We start from the raw sequence: 20,537 nt of genomic DNA on the forward strand, positions 1-20,537 counted from the left end.
GCGGTGTCCCCCAGGAGGGCATCCGCCCGGCCCGGATGTCGTGGGGAGGGTCGACGCCGGCCGGGTCACGGCAGGCGCAGGACGCGGGCCTCCCAGGGGCGCAGCTCGGCGGGGTCGTCGTCGGGCAGGTTGCCCAGCACCAGCTCGGCGGCCGGCGCCTCCGGCAGCAGCTCGGCCAGCCGGTAGGGGGTCCGCGACAGGTTGCAGACGACGAGCAGCTCCACCCCGCCGAGCGAGCGGGTGAACGCGTACACGTCGCCGTGGTCGGGCAGCAGCATGGTGAAGTCGCCCAGCGCGACGACGTCGTCGGTGTGCCGGAGCGCGATCAGCCGCCGGTAGTGGGCGAGCACGGAGGTCTCGTCGTCCCGCTGCGCGGCCGCGTTCCACTGCACGTGGTCGGGGTTGACCGCCAGCCACGGCGTCCCGGTCGTGAACCCCGCGTGCGGGGAGTCGTCCCACTGCACCGGCGTGCGGGCGTTGTCGCGGCTCATGTACCGGAGGGCGGCGAGCACCTCGGCCGGGTCGTGGCCGGCCGAGACGGCGTGCACGTGGTGGTTGAGCGACTCGACGTCGGCGAACTCCTCGAGCGCGGTGAACGGGTAGTTCGCCATCCCGAGCTCCTCCCCCTGGTAGACGTACGGCGTCCCCCGGTGCAGGTGCAGGAGCGTGGCCAGGCAGGTCGCGGAGTCGCGGCGGAACTCGGGGGAGTCGTCGCCGAAGCGGGAGACGGCGCGCGGCTGGTCGTGGTTGTCCCAGTAGAGGGAGTTCCAGCCGACGTCGGCCAGGCCGGCCTGCCAGCGGCCGAACGAGGCCTTGAGGTCGTGCATCCGCAGCGGGTGGATGTCCCACTTCGAGGTGCCGTGGTCCAGCCCCACGTGCTCGAACTGGAACACCATGTCCACCTCGCCGCGCGCCGGGTCGGTGAACAGCCGGGCCTGCTCGACGGTCACACCGGGCATCTCGCCGACCGTCAGCAGCGCGCCGGAGCGGCCGGCGACGACCTCGCGGTGCATCTCCTGCAGGAACTCGTGGATCCGCGGCCCGCACAGGTAGGACGCCGAGCCGTCACCCAGCGCGGAGCCGGCCAGCGGCGGACCGTCGTGCAGGTGCCCGTCCGGGGCGACGTCCTTGCTGATCATGTTGATGACGTCCATGCGGAAGCCGTCGACCCCGCGGTCGAGCCACCACCGCATCATCTCGTACACGGCCTGCCGGACCTCCGGGTTCTCCCAGTTGAGGTCGGGCTGCCGGCGGTCGAAGAGGTGGAGGTAGTACTCGCCGGAGGCCTCGTCGAGCTCCCAGGTCGAGCCGGAGAAGAACGACTGCCAGTTGGTCGGCTCCGCCCCCGGGGCGCCGGGCGCCATGCCCGCGCGCGGCGGGCGCCACCAGTACCAGTCACGCTTCGGGTTCTCCGTCGACGAGCGCGACTCCAGGAACCACGGGTGCTGGTCGCTGGTGTGGTTGACCACCAGGTCCATGACCAGCTTCATCCCGCGGGCGTGCAGCGCGGCGATCAGCTCGTCGAGCTGCTCGAGCGAGCCGAACAGCGGGTCGATGTCCTGGTAGTCGCTGATGTCGTAGCCGTTGTCGGCCTGCGGCGAGGGGTAGACCGGCGAGAGCCAGAGGACGTCGACGCCGAGGTCGGCCAGGTGGTCCAGGTGCAGCAGCACGCCGCCGAGGTCCCCGATGCCGTCGCCGTCGCTGTCCATGAACGAGCGCGGGTAGACCTGGTAGACGACGGCACGGGTCCACCACGGCGGCTGCTCACTGGCCATGTGCCCAGCCCAGCACGCCGGGCCGCCGCCCGCAGGGTCAGGGCCCTCCGTGGTGCACGGCCTCCACGTTGTTGCCGTCGGGGTCGCGCACGAAGACGCCGTAGTAGCCCGGGTGGTACTCGGGCCACACGCGCGGCTCGTGCAGGACCTCGGCGCCGGCCTCGCGCGCGGCGGCGAAGACCGCGTCGACGGCCTCGCGGGACGGCGCGGCCAGCGCCAGGTGCACCGGGCGGTGGCCGGTGTCCTCGGCGGGGCTGGTCCACAGCTGCGGCTGCCCGTCGGGGCCGCAGAGCCCGATCACGGGCCCGTGCGGGGTGTCGATGCGCATCGCCTCGCGGACGCCGCAGGCCGCGAAGACGCGCTGGTAGAAGGCGGCCGCCGCCTCGGCGTCGGCGCACTGCAGACCCAGGTGGTCGATCATGGCGCGGAACGTAGCGGCGGGGACCGACAGAGCGGCGCACCCCGGTTCCGCCTTCGGGGAAACCGCGTGCGTCCTGTCGTACCCGTCGCCCAGGATGGGCGCGCCCACGACCCACGGAGGAGAGCGATGACGCTGCCACGCGCCCTGGCGCCGTTGCGGCACCGCTCCTACCGCCTGCTCGCGGCGGCGATGGCGCTCTCGTTGCTCACCCAGGGGCTGTGGGCGATCGCGATGGTCTGGCAGGTCGTGGCGCTCGGCGGCGGCCCCGGGTCGCTCTCGCTCGTCGCCGCCATCGGCTCCGGCGGCATGCTCGTCATGACGCTGCTCGGCGGGGCGCTGGCCGACCGGGTGCCCCAGCGGCACCTGCTGCTGCTCGTGGCGCTGCTGCAGGGCGGCGCGACCTCCGTCGCGGCCGCGCTCTCGCTCGCCGGCGTCCTGGAGCTGTGGCACCTGGCCGTGGTCGCCCTGGTGGACGGTGCGGCCCTCGGGCTGTTCTACCCGGCGTACTCCGCGCTGGTGCCCGCGCTCGTCCCCGAGGGCGACCTGCTCGCGGTGAACGGGCTGGAGGGGGCGGTGCGCCCGGTGCTCGGCCAGGCGGCGGGGCCCGCGGTCGCCGGGTTCCTCGTCGCCGCGTGGTCCCCGGGCGCGGCGATGGCCGGCACCGCCGCCACGGCGTTCCTCGCCGCGGGCTTCCTGCTCGCGCTGCCGCTCACGCCGGTGCGCCGGGAGCGGGCCGAGGGCGCGGCGCCGCCCGGTCTGGTCGCCGACGTCCGGGAGGGCGTCCGCTACGTCGTCGCGACCCCTTGGCTGCTGGCCACGCTGCTGTTCGCCGCCTTCATGCTGCTCGCCTTCATGGGGCCGTTCGAGGTGCTCGTCCCCTTCGCGATCGAGGACGCCGGCGGCGGGGCGAGCCAGCACGCGTGGGTGCTGGCCGCCTTCGGGGTGGGCGGCGCGCTGGGCTCGCTGCTGGTGGCGTCGTGGCGGCTGCCGCGCCGCTACCTCACGGTGATGAACCTGCTGTGGGGCGCCGGCTGCCTGCCGATGGTCGTCTTCGGGTTCAGCACCGACCTCGGGGTCATGCTCCTCGCCGCGGCGGCCGTGGGGGCGACGTTCCAGGCGGGCATGGTGATCTGGGGGACGCTGTTGCAGCGCCGGGTGCCGCCCGCCCTGCTCGGCCGCGTGTCCAGCCTCGACTTCTTCGTCTCGCTGAGCCTCATGCCGCTGTCGATGGCGCTCGCCGGGCCGCTCAGCGAGCTGGCCGGGCTCACCGGGGCCTTCCTGGTGGCCGGGCTCGCCCCGCCGGTGTTCGCCGTCGTCGCCATCTGGGCGGGGCGGCTTCCCGCCGACGAACTGGCCCACCCGCTCGACGTCGGCCGGCCCGAGCCGGAGCTGCCGCCCGCTGCTTGGATGGGGGACGACGGCGCCGGGAGAGCCCCGGTGCGGGAGGGAGAACCGTGGCCCAGCTGAGCCGACCCGAGGTCGAGCCGCCGACCGGACCGGCCCCCGACGACCTGGTGATCGAGGACCTCGTCGTCGGCGACGGCCCGGAGGCCGAGGCCGGCGACCTGGTGAGCACCCACTACGTGGGCGTCACCCACGAGGGCGGCGAGCAGTTCGACGCGTCGTGGGACCGCGGCGACCCGCTCGAGTTCCGGGTCGGCGTGGGCATGGTCATCCAGGGCTGGGACGAGGGCATCGTCGGCATGAAGGTCGGCGGTCGCCGCCGGCTGACCATCCCGGCGCACAAGGCCTACGGCGAGCGCGGCGCCGGGGGCGTCATCAAGCCGGGCGCGACGCTGGTCTTCGTCGTCGACCTCGTCGGGGTCCGCTCCTTCACCGGCGGCTGACCCGGCGGAAGAAGTCGGGAGGGCGACGGCGTTGGGCCGGGCATGCAGGTAGAGGTCTGGTCCGACGTCGTCTGTCCGTGGTGCTACATCGGCAAGCGCCGGCTGGAGGCTGCGCTCGAGCAGTTCCCGCACCGCGACCAGGTCGAGGTCGTGTGGCGCTCCTTCCAGCTCGACCCGACCGCCCCCGAGGGCGAGACGCACCCGACGCTGCCGGCGCTGGCGCGCAAGTACGGCACCAGCGTCGAGCAGATGCGGCAGAACATGGCGCAGGTCGAGCAGGTCGCCGCCGGTGAGGGGCTGGAGTACCACCTCGCCGACGCCGTCAGCGGGAACACGCTCCTCGCGCACGAGCTGCTGCACCTCGCCGCCGAGCACGGCACGCGCAACGAGCTCAAGGAGCTGCTGCTGCACGCCTACTTCGAGGAGGGTCGCTCCGTCTTCGACGTCGAGTCGCTCGTGCCCCTCGGCGTCCAGGTGGGGCTGGACGAGGCGGAGGTGCGCGCCGCGCTGACCGATCGCCGGTACCTGGCCGCGGTGCGCCAGGACAGCGCCACCGCGCAGTCGCTGGGTGCGACGGGCGTCCCGTTCTTCGTCGTCGACCGGAAGTACGGCGCCGCGGGCGCCCAGCCCGCCGAGCTGCTGCTGCAGGTGCTCGAGCGCGCCTGGGCGGACGCGCACCCGCTGGTCACCGTGCCGCCCGCCGAGGGCTGCACCGACGACAGCTGCGCCCCCTAGCCCACCAGGTCCGCCACCGCGCGCAGGGCCTGCTCGGCGCCGGCGTCCAGCTCTCGCACCACCTCGGTGGCCGAGCGCTCCGTCGTCACCAGGCCGACCGCCTCGCCCGCGTAGACGGGGGCGGTCGCCGGGTCCCCGGTCCGGCGGCCGTCCACCACGAGCTGCCGGGCCGCGGCGTCGTGCACGAGCTCGTCCTCCCGCCCGTGCCAGGCGCGGGAGAAGTCGTTGACCAGCGCCCGGCCGGGCCACCGCTCCGGCCACGCGACGCCCTCCGCGACGTCGAAGGCGCGGGTCAGCACGGTCTCGTCGCCCGTCGCCGCCCGCACCCGCTTTCGGGCGGCGGGGGAGTTCAGCCCCTCCGTGCACGACAGCAGCGGTGTGCCGATCCAGACGCCGGCCGCGCCCGCGGCCAGCGCGGCGGCCACCCCGCGTCCGGTGGCGATCCCGCCCGCGGCGAGGACGGGGCGGTCGGTCAGCGCGAGCACCTCCTGCAGGAGGGGGAGCGTGGCGCGGTGCCCGGTGTGCCCACCGGCCTCGCTGCCCTGCGCCACCACGACGTCGACCCCGGCGGCCAGCGCCCGGTGCAGGTCGGCCACGGTGTTCACCTGCGCCGCGACGGCGATCCCGGCGTCGTGCAGGCGCGGGACCCAGGGCGCCGGGTCGCCGAACGAGACGGAGACGAGGTCGGGTGTCGCGCCCAGCGTGGCCTCGAGCAGGTCGGGCCGGTCGGGGAGCGCCCAGGCCATCAGCCCGACGCCGAACGGCAGCCCGTCGCCCCGCGGGATCGCGCACTGCTCGGCGACGAAGGACGCCGGCGTCGCGCTGCCGACGCCGATCATGCCCAGCCCGCCGCCGAGCGAGACCGCCCGTGCGAGCGCGCCCCCGGCCACACCGGCCATGGGTGCCCCGATGACCGGCGTGGCGAGGTCGAAGCGGCGGGTCAGCGCGGTCCGGATCACGACCGCATCCTGCCCGCTCTACTGCGTGGCCGGGCCGCCCTGCTCCGTGCCCTGGAGCCGGCCCAGGAACTCGTGGCACCGCCTGGCGCGCTCGGAGTCCTGCTCCATGACCTCGCGGAAGAACGCCGCGATGTCGTCCAGGCCCGCGTTCTCGGCGTCCCGGACGTACTGGCCGTAGTCGTGCCCGGCCTTGAGCGAGTGGTACTGGACGGAGACGAGGTCGTAGAAGACGTCCTCGAAGCCGGTTTCACCGGTGGCCATCGGTCCTCCTCGGTTCAGGTGGGTGGGACGGGCCCGCCTTACCCGGGGAGAACCGATCCGTCACACGATCAGGCCGGCGGGGTGTCGCCGAATGCGCCACCGGTGACGTCGCCGCCGCCCGCCTCGTCCTCGAGGTTCTCGCCGGCGGCCAGCTCGTCCTCGCCGGTCGCTGCCGCGTCGTCCTCCGCGGAGGCGAGGTCGGCACCTTCCCCGTAGGCCCCCGGGTCGGCCTGCAGGGTGCGGGGGTCGTTGAGCGGGTCGGGGGTGTCCGGAGCGGTGACGGTCATGGCCGCCTCCTTTCCCGGGGTGGCGCGCGCCAACCCCTCGACCGATGCGTAACACATGTGTTACGCATGGCCGGTGGAGGCGATGCAGGCGCTGGCTGACGGGACCCGGCGTGAACTCGTGGCGCTCCTGGCCGGGGGAGAACGGACCGCGGGGCAGCTCGCTGCGCCGTTCCGGGTGAGCCGTCCGGCGATCAGCCGGCACCTGCGGGTGCTGCGCGAGGCCGGGCTGGTGAGCGTGCGCGCCGACGGGCGCGAGCGCCGGTACTCGCTGGACCCACGGCCGCTGCGGGAGATCGACGACTGGCTGGAGCCCTACCGCGACCTGTGGGCGCAGCGGCTCGACGCGCTCGACACCGAGATCGCCCGTGGCAGGCGGGCGCGGAGCATGGGAGACCCGGCATGACCGAACACCTGGACACCCGGCGCGGCACCGTCACCACCGAGGACGACGGCCGCCGCCGGCTGGAGTTCCGCCGCAGCTGGCCTGACCCGATCGAGGACGTCTGGTCCGCCCTCACCGAGCCCGACCGCATGGCCCGCTGGATCGGCACCTACGAGGGCGAGCGGCGGCCCGGCGGCACCGGCACCTTCACGATGACCCACGAGGACGAGGCGGTCGGCGAGCCGATGACCGTCGTCGAGTGCGACCCGCCGCGGCGGCTCGTCGTGCAGTGGGTCCAGGAGCAGGAGGGCTCCGGGGTGTGGCGGATCGACCTCGACCTCTCCACCGAGGGCGACCGGACCGTCCTCCGCTTCGTCCAGGTCTTCGCCGCCGGCGTCGACGTCACCGACTACGCCATGGGCTGGCACTGGTACCTGGACAAGTTCGACGCCGAGGTGAGCGGACGGCCCGCGCCCGGCCACTGGGACGTGTTCGCCGCGGAGGTCGGCCCCGCCTACGGCCGCGCAGGCTAGTTCTGTCGGCCCCCGTTCAGGGGCCCGCCCTGAGCTTGCGACGGGTGGGGGGAACGGGGGTCCTCCGTCTGGACCGGGTCGGGGCCGGTCCACGGGCCCAGCCGGCCGAGGAGCCGGTCGCGGGAGGCCAGCCGCGGCCCGGCCTGCACCGGGTAGGCGTCGTAGGTCTCGGTGAGCTGGCGGGCCGCGTGAGCGGCGAAGTTCGGGTCGTCCTGGGCCTCCCGGGCGACCGCGACCAGGTCCGCCGAGCCGCCAGCGACGATCGCCTCGGCCTGGCGGGCGTCGACGACCAGGCCGACGGCCATGGTCGGCAGGTCCGCCCCCTCGCGGATGTCGCGGGCGTAGGGCACCTGGTAGCCGTAGCCGATCGGGTGCTCCCAGCCGCCGCCGATGCCGCCGCCGGAGACGTCGACCGCGTCCACCCCGCGGGCGCGCAGCTCGCGGGCGAGGGCGACGGTGTCCTCCATGGTCAGCCCGTCCCCCGAACCGTCGACGGCGGAGACGCGGACCAGCACCGGCTTGCCCGCCGGCCAGGCGGCGCGCACGGCGTCCACCACCTCGAGCGGGAAGCGCATCCGGCCCTCCCGCGAACCGCCGTACGCGTCCTCGCGCCAGTTGGTGAGCGGGGAGAGGAACTGGTGCAGCAGGTAGCCGTGCGCGGCGTGCACCTCGACGACGTCGAACCCGGCGGCGTCGGCCCGGCGGGCGGCGGCGACGAAGGCGTCGCGCACCTCGGCCAACTCCTCGGCCGTCAGCGCATGCGGCACCGGCCACCCCGGCCCGGCGGGGACGGGGGACGCCGAGACCGTCGGCCACGGCGCCTCACCCGGGTGGGCGTCGTCGTCGGTCACCGGACCCGAGCCCTCCCACGGGCGGCGGCTGCTGGCCTTCGCCCCGGCGTGTGCCAGCTGGATGCCGGCCGCGGCGCCCTCGGCGTGCAGGAAGTCGACCACCCGGGCCAGCCCCGGGACGTGGTCGTCGGACCACAGGCCGACGTCGCCGTGGCTGATCCGCCCCTCCGGGGTGACGGCGGTCGCCTCGACGACCACCAGGCCGAAGCCGCCCAGCGCGAACCGCCCGAGGTGCACGAGGTGGTAGTCCCCGACCAGCCCGTCGGTGACCGAGTACTGGCACATGGGGGCCACGGCGAGGCGGTTGCGCAGCGTGACGTCGCGGAGGCGAAAAGGCGAGAAGAGGTGGGGGGTGCTCACGAGGTGTGGCGAACGCCGCCTTCCGGCAGGCTGTTCCGAGGTGAGCACAAGACGTCCTATACGTAACATTTGTCTCGGTTACAAGCGCATGTCGACGCTTGTAGCCTGACCCGATCCGAACGGCCGTCCAGCGGCCGCGGCTCGCAGGGCACCACCGTCGGAACGGGAGTCCGCTCCGGCGACGCAGAGGATGGAGACGCCGTGACCACCGTGGCCACCCCAGGTCTGGAGAACGCCCCGACGACACACGCCCGGCTGCTGGCCTGGGTGCGGGAGATGGCCGAGCTGACGACGCCGGACCAGGTGGTCTGGGTCGACGGCACCGACGAGGAGTGGGAGCGGCTCACCCGGAAGCTCGTCGACGCGGGCACCTTCACGCCGCTGGAGAAGAAGCCCAACTCGTTCTGGTGCGCCTCCGACCCCAGTGACGTCGCGCGCGTCGAGGACCGCACCTTCATCTGCTCGGTCGACGAGGCCGACGCGGGTCCCACCAACAACTGGATGGACCCGAACGAGATGAAGTCGGTCATGACCGAGCTGTACCGGGGGTGCATGCGCGGCCGGACGATGTACGTCATCCCGTTCTGCATGGGCCCGGTCGAGGCCGAGAGCCCGATGTTCGGCGTGGAGCTCACCGACTCCGAGTACGTGGTCGTCTCGATGCGGGTCATGGCCCGCATCGGCAGCCGCATCCTCGAGGCGCTGGGGACCGACCGGCCCTTCGTGCCCGCGATGCACTCCCTCGGCGCTCCGCTGGAGCCGGGACAGGCCGACGTCCCGTGGCCGTGCAGCACCACCAAGTACATCGTGCAGTTCCCCGAGGAGCGCATGATCTGGTCCTACGGCTCCGGCTACGGCGGCAACGCCCTGCTGGGCAAGAAGGCCTACGCGCTGCGCATCGCCTCGGTCATGGCGCGCGACGAGGGCTGGCTCGCCGAGCACATGCTCATCCTCAAGCTCACCAACCCGCAGCAGAAGACCTACTACGTCGCCGGCGCCTTCCCCTCGGCGTGCGGCAAGACGAACCTGGCCATGCTCGAGCCGACCATCCCCGGCTGGAAGGTCGAGACCATCGGCGACGACATCGCCTGGATGCGGTTCGGGGAGGACGGCCGGCTCTACGCCATCAACCCCGAGTACGGGCTCTTCGGCGTGGCCCCGGGAACCGGCTGGGACACCAACCCCAACGCCATGCGCACGATCGAGAAGGGCAACTCGGTCTTCACCAACGTCGCGCTCACCGACGACGGCGACATCTGGTGGGAAGGCATGACCGAGGAGCCCCCGGCGCACCTCACCGACTGGAAGGGCCGGGACTGGACGCCGGAGAGCGAGGAGCTCTCCAGCCACCCGAACAGCCGGTTCTGCACCCCCATCACCCAGTGCCCGATCCTGGCGCCGGAGTACGACGACCCCCGCGGTGTGCCGATCTCGGCGATCCTCTTCGGTGGCCGCCGCAAGACCACGGTTCCCCTCGTCAGCGAGGCCCGGGACTGGAACCACGGCGTCTTCATGGGCGCGACGCTCTCCTCGGAGACCACCGCCGCCGCCACCGGCGCCGTCGGCGTCGTCCGCCGCGACCCGTTCGCCATGCTTCCGTTCATCGGTTACAACGCCGCTGACTACTTCGGCCACTGGGTGAACACCGGCAAGCAGGCCGACGCCACCAAGCTGCCGAAGATCTTCTACGTGAACTGGTTCCGGCGCGACGAGGACGGCGGCTTCCTGTGGCCGGGCTTCGGTGAGAACAGCCGCGTGCTCAAGTGGATCGTCGAGCGCATCGAGGGCACCGCGGCCGCCGTCGAGACCCCCGTCGGCCACGTGCCCACGCCCGAGGCGCTCGACGTCTCGGGGCTGGACATGACACCGGAGCAGGTCGAGCAGGCCCTCGCGGTCAAGCCGGAGGAGTGGCGCGAGGAGATCCCGCAGATCACCGAGTGGTTCGAGAAGTTCGGCGAGAAGCTGCCCAGCACCATGTGGGACGAGCTCGAGATCCTCAAGAGCCGCCTCGCGTAGAGAGAGGGCCACCCACGCCTCGCACGCTCGGCGCGGGCTCCTCAAGGGTGGCCGTTCCAGCACGTCGCCAGGGCCCGGACCGCGGTTGCGGTCCGGGCCCTCCGCCGTCCGCGCCCGGTCGGCCACGATCAGGTGAGCTGATCACCGGGTGTCCTCCCTCACGGTGGGCGGTGAGGGAGGACGCTCCACGATCAGGGACCCTGATCATCGCCGGGGCGGGTGGAGCGTCACGGGTCGCCGTCGCGGCACGCCCGCCCACGGTCGGTTAGCGTGGCTGAGCCCCCCCTGCCCGTTCTCGGAGGCAAGCCCACTCGTGCCCAATCCCTACCTGCAGGTCCTGCGGACGCCGCACGCCCTGCCGATGGTGCTCGCCGCCTTCATCGGCCGGCTGCCCCTCTCGATGGTCGGGCTGGGCTCGGTCCTCCTGGTCGCCTCCGAGACCGGCTCCTACGGCCTCGGCGGCGCCGTGGCGGCGGTGGGGGCGGTGACGACGGCGATCGCCGGGCCGCTGCTGGGCCGGTGGGCCGACACGCACGGCCAGCGCCGGGTGCTGCTGCCGGTGCTGGTCGTCTTCGTCCTCTCCGGCCTGGTCTTCCTGTTCTCCGTGCGCGAGGACTGGCCGCTCCTGGTCGTCTTCCTCTCCGCCGGGCTGGCCGGGGCCTGCATCCCGCCGGTCTCCTCGATGATCCGCGTCCGCTGGACCCACCTGCTCCGCGGCAGCCACCGGCTGCACACGGCGCTGTCGATGGAGTCCGTCGTCGACGAGTTCGTCTTCATCGTGGGCCCGGTCCTCGTCACGTTCCTGTCGACGACGGGGCACGCGACCTCCGGCGTCGTCACCGCGTTCACCCTGGCGACCGTGGGCAGCCTGCTGTTCGCCGCCCAGCGCCGCACCGAGCCGGAGCCGCACGGGCACGCCAGCCGGCAGGGTCCCTCCGCGATCCGCACCACGGGGCTGCGCGTGCTCTTCGTCGTCGGGGCCGCGGTCGGCGCGATCCTCGGCACCCTGGAGATCGCCCTGGTCGCCTTCGCCGACGAGCGGGACGCCATGGCGCTCTCCGGCGTGCTCATCGCCAGCCTGGCGGTCGGGTCGATGGCCAGCGGCATCGGCTGGGGCGCCATCCACTGGCAGCTCCCGCTCCGGCTCCGGCTGGTCGGGGCCCTGGCCCTGCTCACCCTGCTGGTCGTCCCGCTGCTGTTCATCGACGACATCTGGGTGATGGTGCCGTTCGTGATCGTCGCGGGCATCGCGGTGTCGCCCTCGCTGATCAGCTCCTTCACCCTGGCCGAGCTGCTGGTGCCCCGGTCGGCGGTGACGGAGGCGTTCACCTGGATCGGGACCGCGCTGGGCCTGGGGGTCGCCGTCGGCGCCTCGGCCGCGGGCAAGATCGTCGACGTCGCCGGCGCCAACCGGGCCTTCGTCGTCGCGATCGTCGCCGCGGGGATCGCCGCGGTGGTCGTCGCCTCGTACCAGCGGCTGCTGCACGTGCCGGCCGAGCACGCCGCCGAGCCGGCGCTGGCCCGCTGACCGGCGACGCCGTGGAGGAGTACGCGCTCCCCGGAGCGCTCGTCCGCGACCGGTCGGTGAGCGTGCCGCTGCACTGGGGCGACCCCGACGCCGGCGGCACCCTGGACGTGTTCGTGCGGGAGCTGGTGCACCCCGACCGGCGCGGTGACGACCTCCCGCTGCTGCTCTTCCTGCAGGGCGGCCCGGGCGGCAAGTCGCCGCGGCCGACCCGGGGCGGCTGGATCGAGCGGGCGCTGCGCGACTTCCGCGTCGTCCTCCTCGACCAGCGCGGCACCGGGCGCAGCTCCCGGGTGACCGGCGCCGCCCTCAGCCGCTTCCCCGACGCCGCCTCGGCCGCCCGCCACCTGCTGGCCCACCGCGCGGACTCCATCGTCGCCGACGCCGAGCACGTGCGGGCCACCCTCTACGACGGCCGGCCGTGGACGACGCTGGGCCAGAGCTACGGCGGTTTCCTCACCCTCACCTACCTGTCCCGGGCGCCGGAGGGCCTGACCCGCTGCCTGGTCACCGGCGGGCTGCCGGGCCTGCACGCCGACGCACGCGACGTGTACCGGCGCACCTATCCCCGCGTCGCGGCCCGCACCCGGCAGTTCTACGAGCGGTTCCCGGGCGACGTCGCCCGGGTGGCCGCCGTCGCCGACCGCCTGGCGGCCGGGCCCGCGACCCTGCCGGACGGCGACCGGCTCACCCTGCGCCGTCTGCAGACGACCGGCCACGTGCTCGGCATGCGGGACGGCGCCACCGAGCTGCACTGGCTGTTCGAGGAGGCCCTGGGCGCCGACGGCGAGCTCACCGACACCTTCCTCGACCAGGTCTCCCGGCGGACCTCCTCCTGGGACGATCCCCTCTACGCGGCCCTGCACGAGAGCATCTACGCGCAGGGGGCGGGCCCGGTCGGCTGGGCGGCGGAGGACGAGCGGGGCCCGGAGTTCGACGGGGACCGCCGCCCGCTGCCCTTCACCGGCGAGATGGTCTACCCCTGGATGTTCGACGAGATCGCCTCGCTGCGGCCGTTCGGCCCGGCCGCGCACGCGCTCGCCGAGCTCGAGGAGTTCCCGGCCCTGTACGACCCCGCGCGGTTGGCGGCCAACGAGGTGCCGGTCGACGCCGCGGTCTACTTCGACGACATGTACGTCGACGCCGGGCTGTCGCTGCAGACGGCCGGGGAGGTCGGCAACGTGCGCACCTGGGTGACCAACGAGCACGAGCACGACGGCCTGCGCGTGGGCGACGTGCTCGACCGGCTGCTCACCCTGCGGTCCCGGTGACCCGTCCCCGGCCGGCCGCCGGCGGTGGGCGGCAGCTCGGGGTGGCCCCCGAGCGGCTGGGCCGCTGGCTGGACGGCGTCGCCACCCGGCACGGCGCCTTCACCACGGTGGAGCCGGCCGACGACGGGCTGCGGATCGCCTGCGCGGACACGACCACCGTCGTCCTGCGCGCCCCGTTCGGCTGGACGCCCCAGCCGCCCCTGCTCGCCGCCTTCACGGCTGCCGCGGGCCGGCCGCGGCGCGCGGCCGTGCTCCTCGTCCGCCGGGGCCGGTGGGCGGTCGGCGTCTTCGACGGCGACCAGCTGGTGGTCTCCAAGGTCGACGCCCGCCAGGTGCAGGGCCGGACGGCGGCCGGTGGCTGGTCGCAGCAGCGCTTCGCCCGCCGGCGCGGCCACCAGACCGACGCCGTCGTCGACCACGCCGTGGAGACCGCCGTCCGGGTGCTGCTCCCGCACACCGACGGGCTGGCGGCGCTGTTCACCGGCGGGGACCGGGGGCTGGCCGACGAGGTGCTGGCCGCCCCCCGGCTGCGCCCGCTGGCCGCCCTGCGCCGCGATCCCGCCCTGGACGTCGGGGAGCCGACCAAGGCGGTCCTGCTGGGGGCGCCGAAGCAGTTCCGCGCCGTCCAGGTGCTCATCAAGGAGCCGTCCCCGTCCGCGGGTTGAGCCGGCCCAGGAGACGTCGAGCCGCGTGCGAGCGCGGCTCGACGTCGCGTGGGGCGGCTCGACGGCGGTGGGCACGGCACCTGGCCGCCGTGTCGTCCGGAGGACGACAGAGTCAGGGCGTGAGGACCAGGCGGATGGGGTCGCCCTCCTTGTTCGCCAGCCGCTGCACGCCCTCGGCGGCGTCGGCGAGCGGGAGCGTGCCGGAGATGGAGCGGGAGAGATCGAGCCGGTGGTGCCGGACCAGGTCGACCAACTCCTCGACGTGGCCCGGTTCGGAGCCGTAGTGGCCGAGGATCCGCTGCCCGAAGTAGCTGAACTGGGTCCCGTTGCGGATCTCCAGCGGCTGGTCGGTCAGGCCGACCAGCACGAGGGCCCCGTCCCGCTCCAGGCAGCGCACCGCCTGCTCGCGCACCGGCGCGACGCCGGCGAAGTCGAAGGCGAAGGCCAGCCCGGCGCCACCGGTGAGCTCCCGCACGCGGGTGGCGATGTCCTCGGACGGGTCCAGCGCGAGGTCCGCGCCGAAGTCCAGCGCCCGCTGCCGGGCCGCGGGCGCCGGGTCGACGGCGACGATCGGGGCGGCCCCGGCCAGCCGCAGCAGCTGCACCGCGTGCGCGCCGAGCCCGCCGATGCCCCAGACGCCGACCGGCTGGGCGGCGCGCACCTGGGCCGTCCGCACGATCGAGGCCCACGGCGTCGAGACCGCATCGGGCACGATGCAGGCCTGCTCGAAGGGCAGCGTGTCGGGGATGGGCACGACCGTGCCCGCCGTCGCCAGGGCGTACTGCGCCCAGCCGCCGTCGTAGTCGACGCCACGGGTGTGGATCCAGCCGTCCTTCTCCTCCCCGGCCTGCAGGAGCACCCGCTGCCCCTCGGTCAGGCCGCCCACGCCGTCGCCGAGCTCCGCGACGGTGCCGGCCACCTCGTGCCCGAGCGTCACCTCGTCACCGGCCAGGAACAGCGGGGAGAGCTGCCCCTCGATCAGGTGGACGTCGGAGAGGCAGATGCCGGCCGCGGCGACCCGGACCAACACCTCCCCGGGGCCGGGCGCCGGCCTGGGCACCTCCTTGACCACGAACTCACGGGTGCGCACGTCCAGCCGGCCGGCCAGCATCGAGTCAGGCATGCCCCCATCCAACGCCGCGAGCCCGTGTGACGCGCGGGAACCGGGAGGCGGACGGGAGAGTTCCGGTTGACGCGCCACCGCGCGGGTGGTTGTGGATCGCCATCGGCCCTGCTGAGCTGCACGAACAGCCGGAGGAGGGTCATGGAGTCGCGCACGAGGCCGGGTCGCACCCTGCTCACGCTCGCGGGCGCCGTGCTGCTCGCCGGCGTCCTGCTGGCCGGGCTGCTCCTCCCCTGGATCGGCGGACCCGCCCTGGCCGCGCGCAGCTCCTCGGCCCTGCTCGGCGACCCGCCGGAGGAGTTCTCGGTCGAGGTGCCGGCGCGCAACACCGTGGTGCTCGCGGCCAACGGTGAGCTGATCACCTCCTTCTACCGGGAGAACCGCGAGCCGGTCGCCTTCGACCAGATCGCCGAGGTCATGCGGCAGGCGCTGGTCGCCGTCGAGGACGCGCGCTTCTACGACCACGGCGGCCTCGACGTGCAGGGGACGACGCGCGCCCTGGTCACGAACATCGCCGCCGGCGAGGTCGAGGAGGGTGGGTCCACCCTCACCCAGCAGCTGGTCAAGCAGACCCTGCTGCAGTCGGCGCGCACCCAGGACGAGCGGAACGCCGCCACCGAGAAGACCTTCGGCCGCAAGCTGCGCGAGGCCCGGCTGGCCCTGGCGATGGAGTCGGCCTACACCAAGGACGAGCTGCTCACGCGGTACCTCAACATCGTCTACTTCGGGCAGAACGCCTACGGGGTGCAGCCCGCGGCCCGGGCGTTCTTCGGCGTCGACGCCGCGCGGCTGACCCTGCCCCAGGCGGCGCTGCTGGCCGGCCTGGTGCAGAGCCCCACGGACCACGACCCCTTCACCGACCCCGAGGGCGCGACCGTCCGGCGCAACCAGGTGCTCGCCCGGATGGCCGAGCAGGGGTACATCAGCCCCGAGCAGCAGGCGGAGGCCTCGGCCGCCCCCCTCGGCCTGGCCCCGGCCCCGGCGCCGCCCCGCGGCTGCGTCGAGGCGACCGTGGGTGCCTACGTCTGCGACTTCGTCCAGCAGTACCTGATCGACGAGCTGGGGCTGACCCAGGACGACCTCGAGCGCAACGGCTACGTCATCCAGACCACGCTGGACGCCGACCTGCAGCGCGCCGGTGACGCCGCAGTGCTCGCCAACCAGCCGCTGGAGAGCCCGCTGGCCGCCACCTTCACCGCGGTCGAGCCGGGCACCGGGCACCTGCTGGCGATGAGCGTCAACCGGATCTACGGCCACGACGAGGCGGACCGGCGGCAGGAGTCGGTGAACCTCAACGCCCTCCCGAGCCGTGGCGCGGGCTCCACCTACAAGGTGTTCGTGGCCGCCGCGGCGCTGGCCCGCGGTTACTCCACGGAGTACACGCTCACCGCGCCGAGCCCCTACGTCTCGCGCGTGTACCGGGAGGGCGACGGGTTCTACGACGTCCGCAACTCCGGCAGCTACCGGGCGAGCCTGGACCTGACCACCGCCCTCTACCAGTCCTCCAACACCTACTTCCTCGCCCTCGAGGACGCGCTCGGCAGCGTCGAGGAACCGGTGCGCATGGCCGAGCGCATGGGGCTCTACGAGTACGGCCCGCAGGGCCTGGCGCAGCGCACCGTCGACGAGAACAACGGCTCCTTCGCCTTCGGCCCGGAGGCGACCAGCCCGCTGGGGCTGGCCAGCGCCTACTCCACGCTGGCGGCCTCGGGCACCCGGTGCGACGTCGTCCCGGTGACCGGGATCCTCGACCGCGAGGGGGAGCCCGTCCTCGGCGACGACGGCGAGCCGCTGGTCGACGGCGACCGCTGCACGCCCGAGTCCATCCCGGCCGGGGTCGCGAACACCCTCAACCAGATGCTGCGCAAGGACGTCGAGCCCGGTTTCGGCGGGCAGACCGGCCGGCGCGCGTACGTGCCGGGCCACCAGATCGCGGGCAAGACCGGCACCACGCAGGACAACGTCTCGGTGGCGTTCGTGGGCTACACGCCGGAGATCGCGGCCAGCGTCATGGTGTTCAACCCCAAGGAGAGCCAGGACGTCGGCGGCTTCGGCGGCGACAAGGGCGCCACCATCTGGCACGACGCGATGGCGCCCGTCCTCACCACGCGGGGCAGCAGCGACTTCCCGCCCGCGGACCCCGCGGTCGTGCGCGGCAACACGATCCGCGTGCCCTCCTGCGGGGAGCCGTTCCGGTGCCAGGACGTGCTCGAGGCCGCCGGTCTCCTCCCCCGCGTGGTGCGGGTGGACAGCGAGCTGGCCCAGGGGCAGCTCGTGGGGACCAGCCCGCCGGCGGGTGGGCGGGCGGTGCCGGGACAGGTCGTCGCCGTCCTCGTCAGCAACGGCTCCCGCTACCTGCCGCCTCCGCCGCCGCCCCCGCCGCCCCCGCTGCCCCCGCCGGCTCCCGAGCCGGCGCCCGAGCCGGTGCCGCCGCCACCGGCCCCGCCGGTCGTGCCCGAGCCGGATCGCGGGACCGGTGACCCTGCGGTGCCCGACGACCCGGAGCTAGGCCCGGTCGAGACCTGGCTCGACCGGTTCCCCTATCCGCCGCCGCGACGCTGAGCGGCGGTCCACCAGCTCGTCCAGCGTCTGGGTGGTCAGCCAGCCCAGCAGGACGACCAGGTGGAGGAGGAACAGCCAGAGCGCGAGCGCGACCACGCCGCCGACGACGTCCAGGTCGCCGAACGGCGCGCCGAGGTCCAGCGGCAGCGCCAGGAACAGCACGAACCCCTGCAGGAAGCCGGACAGGCAGGCGGCGGTGAACAGCGCGCCGACCAGCAGCGACCGCCACCGCACGCGGCCGCCGCCGACGACCCGGAACCCCCAGGCCAGCGGCAGGGTGAGCGCGGCCAGCACCGCGTAGTAGCCGAGCGCCACCTGCCCGACCGTGGCCGCCACGCCCCCGCGCTCGGCCAGGTCGGCCATCCGCGCCGCGGCGAGCAGCAGCGGGTAGAGCAGCACCGGGGCGAGCAGCAGCAGCGGCAGGGCGGCGAGCCGGCCGCGCCAGGCGGTGTGCCCCTCGTGCCGGGCATGCCGTGCGGAGAAACGCAGGAGGGCGCGCCGGAGCCCCTCGCCGTAGAAGGACATGGGCAGCAGGGCCAGCAGGGCGCCGAGCGGGTCCAGCCCCGCGCCGGCCTGGACCAGCCGCTCGACGGCGTCCGGGGCGCCGAGCGCGCCGGGCAGCAGGTCACCGAGCCGGTCGCCGAGCTCCCGCACCCGATCCGGGGAGGTGAGCCAGGCGGTCAGCCCGAAGGCGAGTACCACCAGGGGGACGACGGCGATGCCGGCGTAGAAGGTGAGCCCGGCGGCGATGAGCATGAGGTCGCGTCCCCGCAGCCGGGCGCGCACGCCCCGGACGAGGTCGCGGAGCGCGGCGACCGCCCGGGACGACCGGCTCCCGCGCTGCGGATCACTCGAGGGGCTCACGGCGATCCATCCTCCGGTAGTGGTCCCGCGGGGCCGTGCCGAAACTGCCCCGGCCGCGTCCGCGCGGCGTCGGGTGGGGCTGCTGTGACGTGACCCGGGAAGAACTACACGAATGTGGTTCACGGCATTGTCACGACCGGGTCACGCCGCCTACGGTGAGTAGGTCCGTCGGGGCTTTCCGTCACTGCCGAGTGACCCCCGCCGGGCGCCGTCGAGCCGGACCCGCGTACCCGCGGGCTGCCGGACCGGGACCGTCGCAGCGTCGTGGCGGGACGGACCCGTCCGTTCCGCCGCACGGGGGCGCCCGGCCGGTCCCGGCAGGCGGCCGTGGACGAGATCGGAGAGCCGCCGCACCATGGCGACCCCCCTGCGCACAACCGCCCGCCGCCGCACCGCCGGGCGGGTGGGGCTGGCCCTGGCCGGCACGGTCGGCATCCTGCTCGCCACGGTGCCCGCCTCCGCGGCTCCCGGCTCTCCCGCCACGTCCGGTGAGGCGGCCCGGCTCGTCGCCGAGCGCGGCCACCAGCTCGAGGTCGTCACCGAGGAGTTCAACGCGGCACGGGATGCACTGGCGACCCAGCAGGCCACCGCCGAGGCGGCCGCCGCCCAGCTCCAGCAGGCCACCGCCGACCTGGCCCGCGCCCAGGAGCAGGTGCGCGGCATCGCCCGCAGCGCCTGGACCGGCGAAGGTCTGAGCTCCTTCCAGGCCCTGCTCACCAGCGACTCGGCCGACGAGTTCGTCAGCCGCGTGAGCACGCTCGAGACGATCTCCGGGCACCAGGGCGTGGTGCTGACCCGGGCCGCCGAGGCGAACGTGGCCGCCGCGCAGGCCCAGGCCACCGCGCAGCAGGCCGCCGCCCAGGCGCGGGCCACCTACGACTCCATCGCCGGCCAGCAGGCCGAGCTGCAGGAGCAGGTCGACGAGTTCCGTGCCCAGTTCGACCGGCTCAGCGCCGCCGAGCGCCAGGCCGTGGCCGAGGCGCACCACGCCGAGGAGCGCGACGGGGAGCCCCAGCGCGCCAGCCGCGGGGAGCGGGAGGCGGTGGCAGCCGCGCCGTCCGCTCCCGTGGCGGCGGACAGCCGCGCCGCGCAGATCGCCGTCGACACCGCCATGGCGCAGCGCGGCAAGCCCTACGTGTGGGCGGCGACGGGCCCCGGCGCGTTCGACTGCTCGGGCCTGACCTCCTACGCCTTCCGGGCGGCCGGGATCGCGCTGCCGCGCGCCAGCCGCAACCAGGCCTCGATCGGCACCCCGGTGTCCCGCGCCGAAGCTCGCCCCGGCGACCTGGTCGCCTTCTACAGCCCGGTCAGCCACATCGGGATCTACCTCGGGAACGGCCAGATGGTGCACGCCCCGACCTCGGGCGACGTCGTGAAGGTTGCCAGCATCGACGACATGGGCGCGACGCCGAAGTTCAACCGCATCGCGGGGTAGCGGGGGGACCCCCTCCGGGGCGTGGGGTCACCTGCTGCAGCAACCCCCAGACGAAGACCGCCCGCTCCCCGCCGGGCAGCCGCACCTCGGAGCGGGTGGGCACGCCGGTTTCGACCCCGCGGGCGCCCGGCAACCCGACGACGTCGTCGAGCACGTGCTCCCACACCAGCAGGCGACGCGGGCGGGCCCGGGGTACCGGTGACCCCGGCGCCCGGGCGAGGTGCTCGTGCAGCACGGCACCCCCAGGGCCGCTGACGACCTCCCACCACTGGTGCGGCCACAGCGGCAGCGGCCAGCGCCGAACCTGGATGTCCAGGTCGCCGACGCGCCGGTCCTCCAGCTCCTCCGGGGGGCCGAGGACCGCCGTGCGCAGGGCCAGCCCGCGCGGGGCCCGCCGGGAGTGCTGCAGCGCCTGCCAGCGGGTGTGCGCGGCGTGGGCCTCCGCCCGGGTCGCCCCGAGCCGGGGCAGGGCGGCGGCGGTGAGGTCGGGCCGGACGTCGGCCATCCGGCGCAGCAGCACCAGGCAGAACTCCCGCCGGGCCAGTCCGCGCACGCTGCCGACCCTGCCACCGGGCCGGCTGCCGCGTACGTCACACCCCCGCGCGGGGACGTCGCCGGCGGCCCGCTCGTTCACCTGCCGGATCCCGCCCCCGACCCGAGGACGC

Annotated in this window: 20 protein-coding genes; 11 read left to right on the top strand and 9 right to left on the bottom strand. The window is 74.5% G+C overall.

Annotated features, from left to right (window positions below):
- Positions 1-65 precede the first annotated feature (65 nt).
- Both ACI79P_RS07330 and ACI79P_RS07335 read right to left on the bottom strand, forming a co-directional pair.
- Complete coding sequence (locus ACI79P_RS07330) at positions 66-1,775, bottom strand: alpha-glucosidase (protein ID WP_456580375.1); 1,710 nt, start codon at positions 1,773-1,775, stop codon at positions 66-68.
- A 37-nt stretch (positions 1,776-1,812) separates the two neighbouring features.
- On the bottom strand, positions 1,813-2,196 hold the full coding sequence (locus ACI79P_RS07335; protein ID WP_456580376.1) for a VOC family protein: 384 nt from the start codon (positions 2,194-2,196) through the stop codon (positions 1,813-1,815).
- Between the two features lie 126 nt (positions 2,197-2,322).
- Here ACI79P_RS07335 and ACI79P_RS07340 point away from each other — a divergent pair, with 126 nt between their 5' ends.
- From ACI79P_RS07340 to ACI79P_RS07350, 3 genes are read left to right on the top strand one after another with little or no spacing between them, the layout of a single operon-like run.
- Entirely contained in the window at positions 2,323-3,663 is a 1,341-nt protein-coding gene (locus ACI79P_RS07340; RefSeq protein WP_456580377.1) for an MFS transporter, read from the top strand.
- The gene (locus tag ACI79P_RS07345) at positions 3,651-4,043 is read left to right on the top strand and encodes an FKBP-type peptidyl-prolyl cis-trans isomerase (RefSeq protein ID WP_456580378.1); all 393 of its coding nucleotides are present in this window, start codon (positions 3,651-3,653) and stop codon (positions 4,041-4,043) included. The genes ACI79P_RS07340 and ACI79P_RS07345 overlap by 13 nt, the downstream gene beginning before the upstream one ends.
- 42 nt (positions 4,044-4,085) lie before the next feature.
- Positions 4,086-4,778 carry a DsbA family oxidoreductase gene (locus tag ACI79P_RS07350; RefSeq protein ID WP_456580379.1) on the top strand — a complete coding sequence of 231 codons (693 nt, stop codon included), beginning with the start codon at positions 4,086-4,088 and terminating at the stop codon, positions 4,776-4,778.
- On the opposite strand, the gene ACI79P_RS07355 is transcribed toward ACI79P_RS07350, so the two are convergent.
- The 3 genes from ACI79P_RS07355 to ACI79P_RS07365 all read right to left on the bottom strand — a co-directional run bounded on the left by ACI79P_RS07355 (position 4,775) and on the right by ACI79P_RS07365 (position 6,285).
- The gene (locus ACI79P_RS07355; RefSeq protein WP_456580380.1) at positions 4,775-5,737 is read right to left on the bottom strand and encodes an NAD(P)H-dependent flavin oxidoreductase; all 963 of its coding nucleotides are present in this window, start codon (positions 5,735-5,737) and stop codon (positions 4,775-4,777) included. The genes ACI79P_RS07350 and ACI79P_RS07355 overlap by 4 nt on opposite strands.
- Before the next feature lie 18 nt (positions 5,738-5,755).
- Complete coding sequence (locus tag ACI79P_RS07360; RefSeq protein WP_456580381.1) at positions 5,756-5,998, bottom strand: acyl carrier protein; 243 nt, start codon at positions 5,996-5,998, stop codon at positions 5,756-5,758.
- Between the two features lie 68 nt (positions 5,999-6,066).
- Positions 6,067-6,285: a hypothetical protein gene (locus ACI79P_RS07365; protein WP_456580382.1), complete on the bottom strand. Its 219-nt coding sequence runs from the start codon at positions 6,283-6,285 to the stop codon at positions 6,067-6,069.
- A gap of 55 nt (positions 6,286-6,340) precedes the next feature.
- Here ACI79P_RS07365 and ACI79P_RS07370 point away from each other — a divergent pair, with 55 nt between their 5' ends.
- Positions 6,341-6,688 (top strand): ArsR/SmtB family transcription factor, encoded by a 348-nt coding sequence (locus tag ACI79P_RS07370; RefSeq protein WP_456580383.1) that lies wholly within the window; start codon positions 6,341-6,343, stop codon positions 6,686-6,688.
- Positions 6,685-7,200 (top strand): SRPBCC family protein, encoded by a 516-nt coding sequence (locus ACI79P_RS07375; protein ID WP_456580384.1) that lies wholly within the window; start codon positions 6,685-6,687, stop codon positions 7,198-7,200. Before ACI79P_RS07370 ends, ACI79P_RS07375 begins: the two co-directional genes overlap by 4 nt.
- On the opposite strand, the gene ACI79P_RS07380 is transcribed toward ACI79P_RS07375, so the two are convergent.
- Positions 7,197-8,411 carry an NADH:flavin oxidoreductase/NADH oxidase gene (locus ACI79P_RS07380; protein ID WP_456580385.1) on the bottom strand — a complete coding sequence of 405 codons (1,215 nt, stop codon included), beginning with the start codon at positions 8,409-8,411 and terminating at the stop codon, positions 7,197-7,199. The two genes, ACI79P_RS07375 and ACI79P_RS07380, sit on opposite strands and share 4 nt — an antisense overlap.
- 201 nt (positions 8,412-8,612) lie before the next feature.
- Here ACI79P_RS07380 and ACI79P_RS07385 point away from each other — a divergent pair, with 201 nt between their 5' ends.
- From ACI79P_RS07385 to ACI79P_RS07400, 4 genes are all read left to right on the top strand, one after another.
- Positions 8,613-10,427: a phosphoenolpyruvate carboxykinase (GTP) gene (locus tag ACI79P_RS07385; RefSeq protein ID WP_456580386.1), complete on the top strand. Its 1,815-nt coding sequence runs from the start codon at positions 8,613-8,615 to the stop codon at positions 10,425-10,427.
- 313 nt (positions 10,428-10,740) lie between these two features.
- The gene (locus ACI79P_RS07390; RefSeq protein WP_456580387.1) at positions 10,741-11,955 is read left to right on the top strand and encodes an MFS transporter; all 1,215 of its coding nucleotides are present in this window, start codon (positions 10,741-10,743) and stop codon (positions 11,953-11,955) included.
- An 11-nt stretch (positions 11,956-11,966) separates the two neighbouring features.
- Positions 11,967-13,223: an alpha/beta fold hydrolase gene (locus ACI79P_RS07395; RefSeq protein ID WP_456580388.1), complete on the top strand. Its 1,257-nt coding sequence runs from the start codon at positions 11,967-11,969 to the stop codon at positions 13,221-13,223.
- Positions 13,220-13,888 carry an acVLRF1 family peptidyl-tRNA hydrolase gene (locus tag ACI79P_RS07400; protein ID WP_456580389.1) on the top strand — a complete coding sequence of 223 codons (669 nt, stop codon included), beginning with the start codon at positions 13,220-13,222 and terminating at the stop codon, positions 13,886-13,888. The genes ACI79P_RS07395 and ACI79P_RS07400 overlap by 4 nt, the downstream gene beginning before the upstream one ends.
- 112 nt (positions 13,889-14,000) lie before the next feature.
- Here ACI79P_RS07400 and ACI79P_RS07405 read toward each other — a convergent pair whose 3' ends face one another.
- A complete protein-coding gene (locus tag ACI79P_RS07405; protein ID WP_456580390.1) occupies positions 14,001-15,011 on the bottom strand; it encodes a zinc-binding dehydrogenase in 1,011 nt (336 codons plus the stop codon).
- A 141-nt stretch (positions 15,012-15,152) separates the two neighbouring features.
- On the opposite strand from ACI79P_RS07405, the gene ACI79P_RS07410 reads away from it, so the two are divergent.
- Entirely contained in the window at positions 15,153-17,573 is a 2,421-nt protein-coding gene (locus ACI79P_RS07410) for a penicillin-binding protein (RefSeq protein ID WP_456580391.1), read from the top strand.
- On the opposite strand, the gene ACI79P_RS07415 is transcribed toward ACI79P_RS07410, so the two are convergent.
- Positions 17,517-18,437, bottom strand: coding sequence for a YhjD/YihY/BrkB family envelope integrity protein (locus tag ACI79P_RS07415; RefSeq protein WP_456580392.1), 921 nt, complete (start codon positions 18,435-18,437; stop codon positions 17,517-17,519). The genes ACI79P_RS07410 and ACI79P_RS07415 overlap by 57 nt on opposite strands.
- 355 nt (positions 18,438-18,792) lie before the next feature.
- On the opposite strand from ACI79P_RS07415, the gene ACI79P_RS07420 reads away from it, so the two are divergent.
- Positions 18,793-19,872 carry a C40 family peptidase gene (locus ACI79P_RS07420; RefSeq protein WP_456580393.1) on the top strand — a complete coding sequence of 360 codons (1,080 nt, stop codon included), beginning with the start codon at positions 18,793-18,795 and terminating at the stop codon, positions 19,870-19,872.
- On the opposite strand, the gene ACI79P_RS07425 is transcribed toward ACI79P_RS07420, so the two are convergent.
- Positions 19,853-20,425 (bottom strand): hypothetical protein, encoded by a 573-nt coding sequence (locus tag ACI79P_RS07425; RefSeq protein WP_456580394.1) that lies wholly within the window; start codon positions 20,423-20,425, stop codon positions 19,853-19,855. The two genes, ACI79P_RS07420 and ACI79P_RS07425, sit on opposite strands and share 20 nt — an antisense overlap.
- Positions 20,426-20,537: the final 112 nt, after the last annotated feature.

The organism is Blastococcus sp. SYSU DS0510, assembly GCF_054050835.1.

What these genes read in the sequence shown, in the direction of transcription:
- ACI79P_RS07330 (WP_456580375.1), bottom strand. Translation starts at nt 1,775, where the DNA reads ATGGCCAGTGAGCAGCCGCCGTGGTGGACCCGTGCCGTCGTCTACCAG.
- ACI79P_RS07335 (WP_456580376.1), bottom strand. Translation starts at nt 2,196, where the DNA reads ATGATCGACCACCTGGGTCTGCAGTGCGCCGACGCCGAGGCGGCGGCC.
- ACI79P_RS07340 (WP_456580377.1), top strand. Translation starts at nt 2,323, where the DNA reads ATGACGCTGCCACGCGCCCTGGCGCCGTTGCGGCACCGCTCCTACCGC.
- ACI79P_RS07350 (WP_456580379.1), top strand. Translation starts at nt 4,086, where the DNA reads ATGCAGGTAGAGGTCTGGTCCGACGTCGTCTGTCCGTGGTGCTACATC.
- ACI79P_RS07360 (WP_456580381.1), bottom strand. Translation starts at nt 5,998, where the DNA reads ATGGCCACCGGTGAAACCGGCTTCGAGGACGTCTTCTACGACCTCGTC.
- ACI79P_RS07365 (WP_456580382.1), bottom strand. Translation starts at nt 6,285, where the DNA reads ATGACCGTCACCGCTCCGGACACCCCCGACCCGCTCAACGACCCCCGC.
- ACI79P_RS07370 (WP_456580383.1), top strand. Translation starts at nt 6,341, where the DNA reads ATGTGTTACGCATGGCCGGTGGAGGCGATGCAGGCGCTGGCTGACGGG.
- ACI79P_RS07375 (WP_456580384.1), top strand. Translation starts at nt 6,685, where the DNA reads ATGACCGAACACCTGGACACCCGGCGCGGCACCGTCACCACCGAGGAC.
- ACI79P_RS07405 (WP_456580390.1), bottom strand. Translation starts at nt 15,011, where the DNA reads ATGCCTGACTCGATGCTGGCCGGCCGGCTGGACGTGCGCACCCGTGAG.
- ACI79P_RS07410 (WP_456580391.1), top strand. Translation starts at nt 15,153, where the DNA reads ATGGAGTCGCGCACGAGGCCGGGTCGCACCCTGCTCACGCTCGCGGGC.
- ACI79P_RS07420 (WP_456580393.1), top strand. Translation starts at nt 18,793, where the DNA reads ATGGCGACCCCCCTGCGCACAACCGCCCGCCGCCGCACCGCCGGGCGG.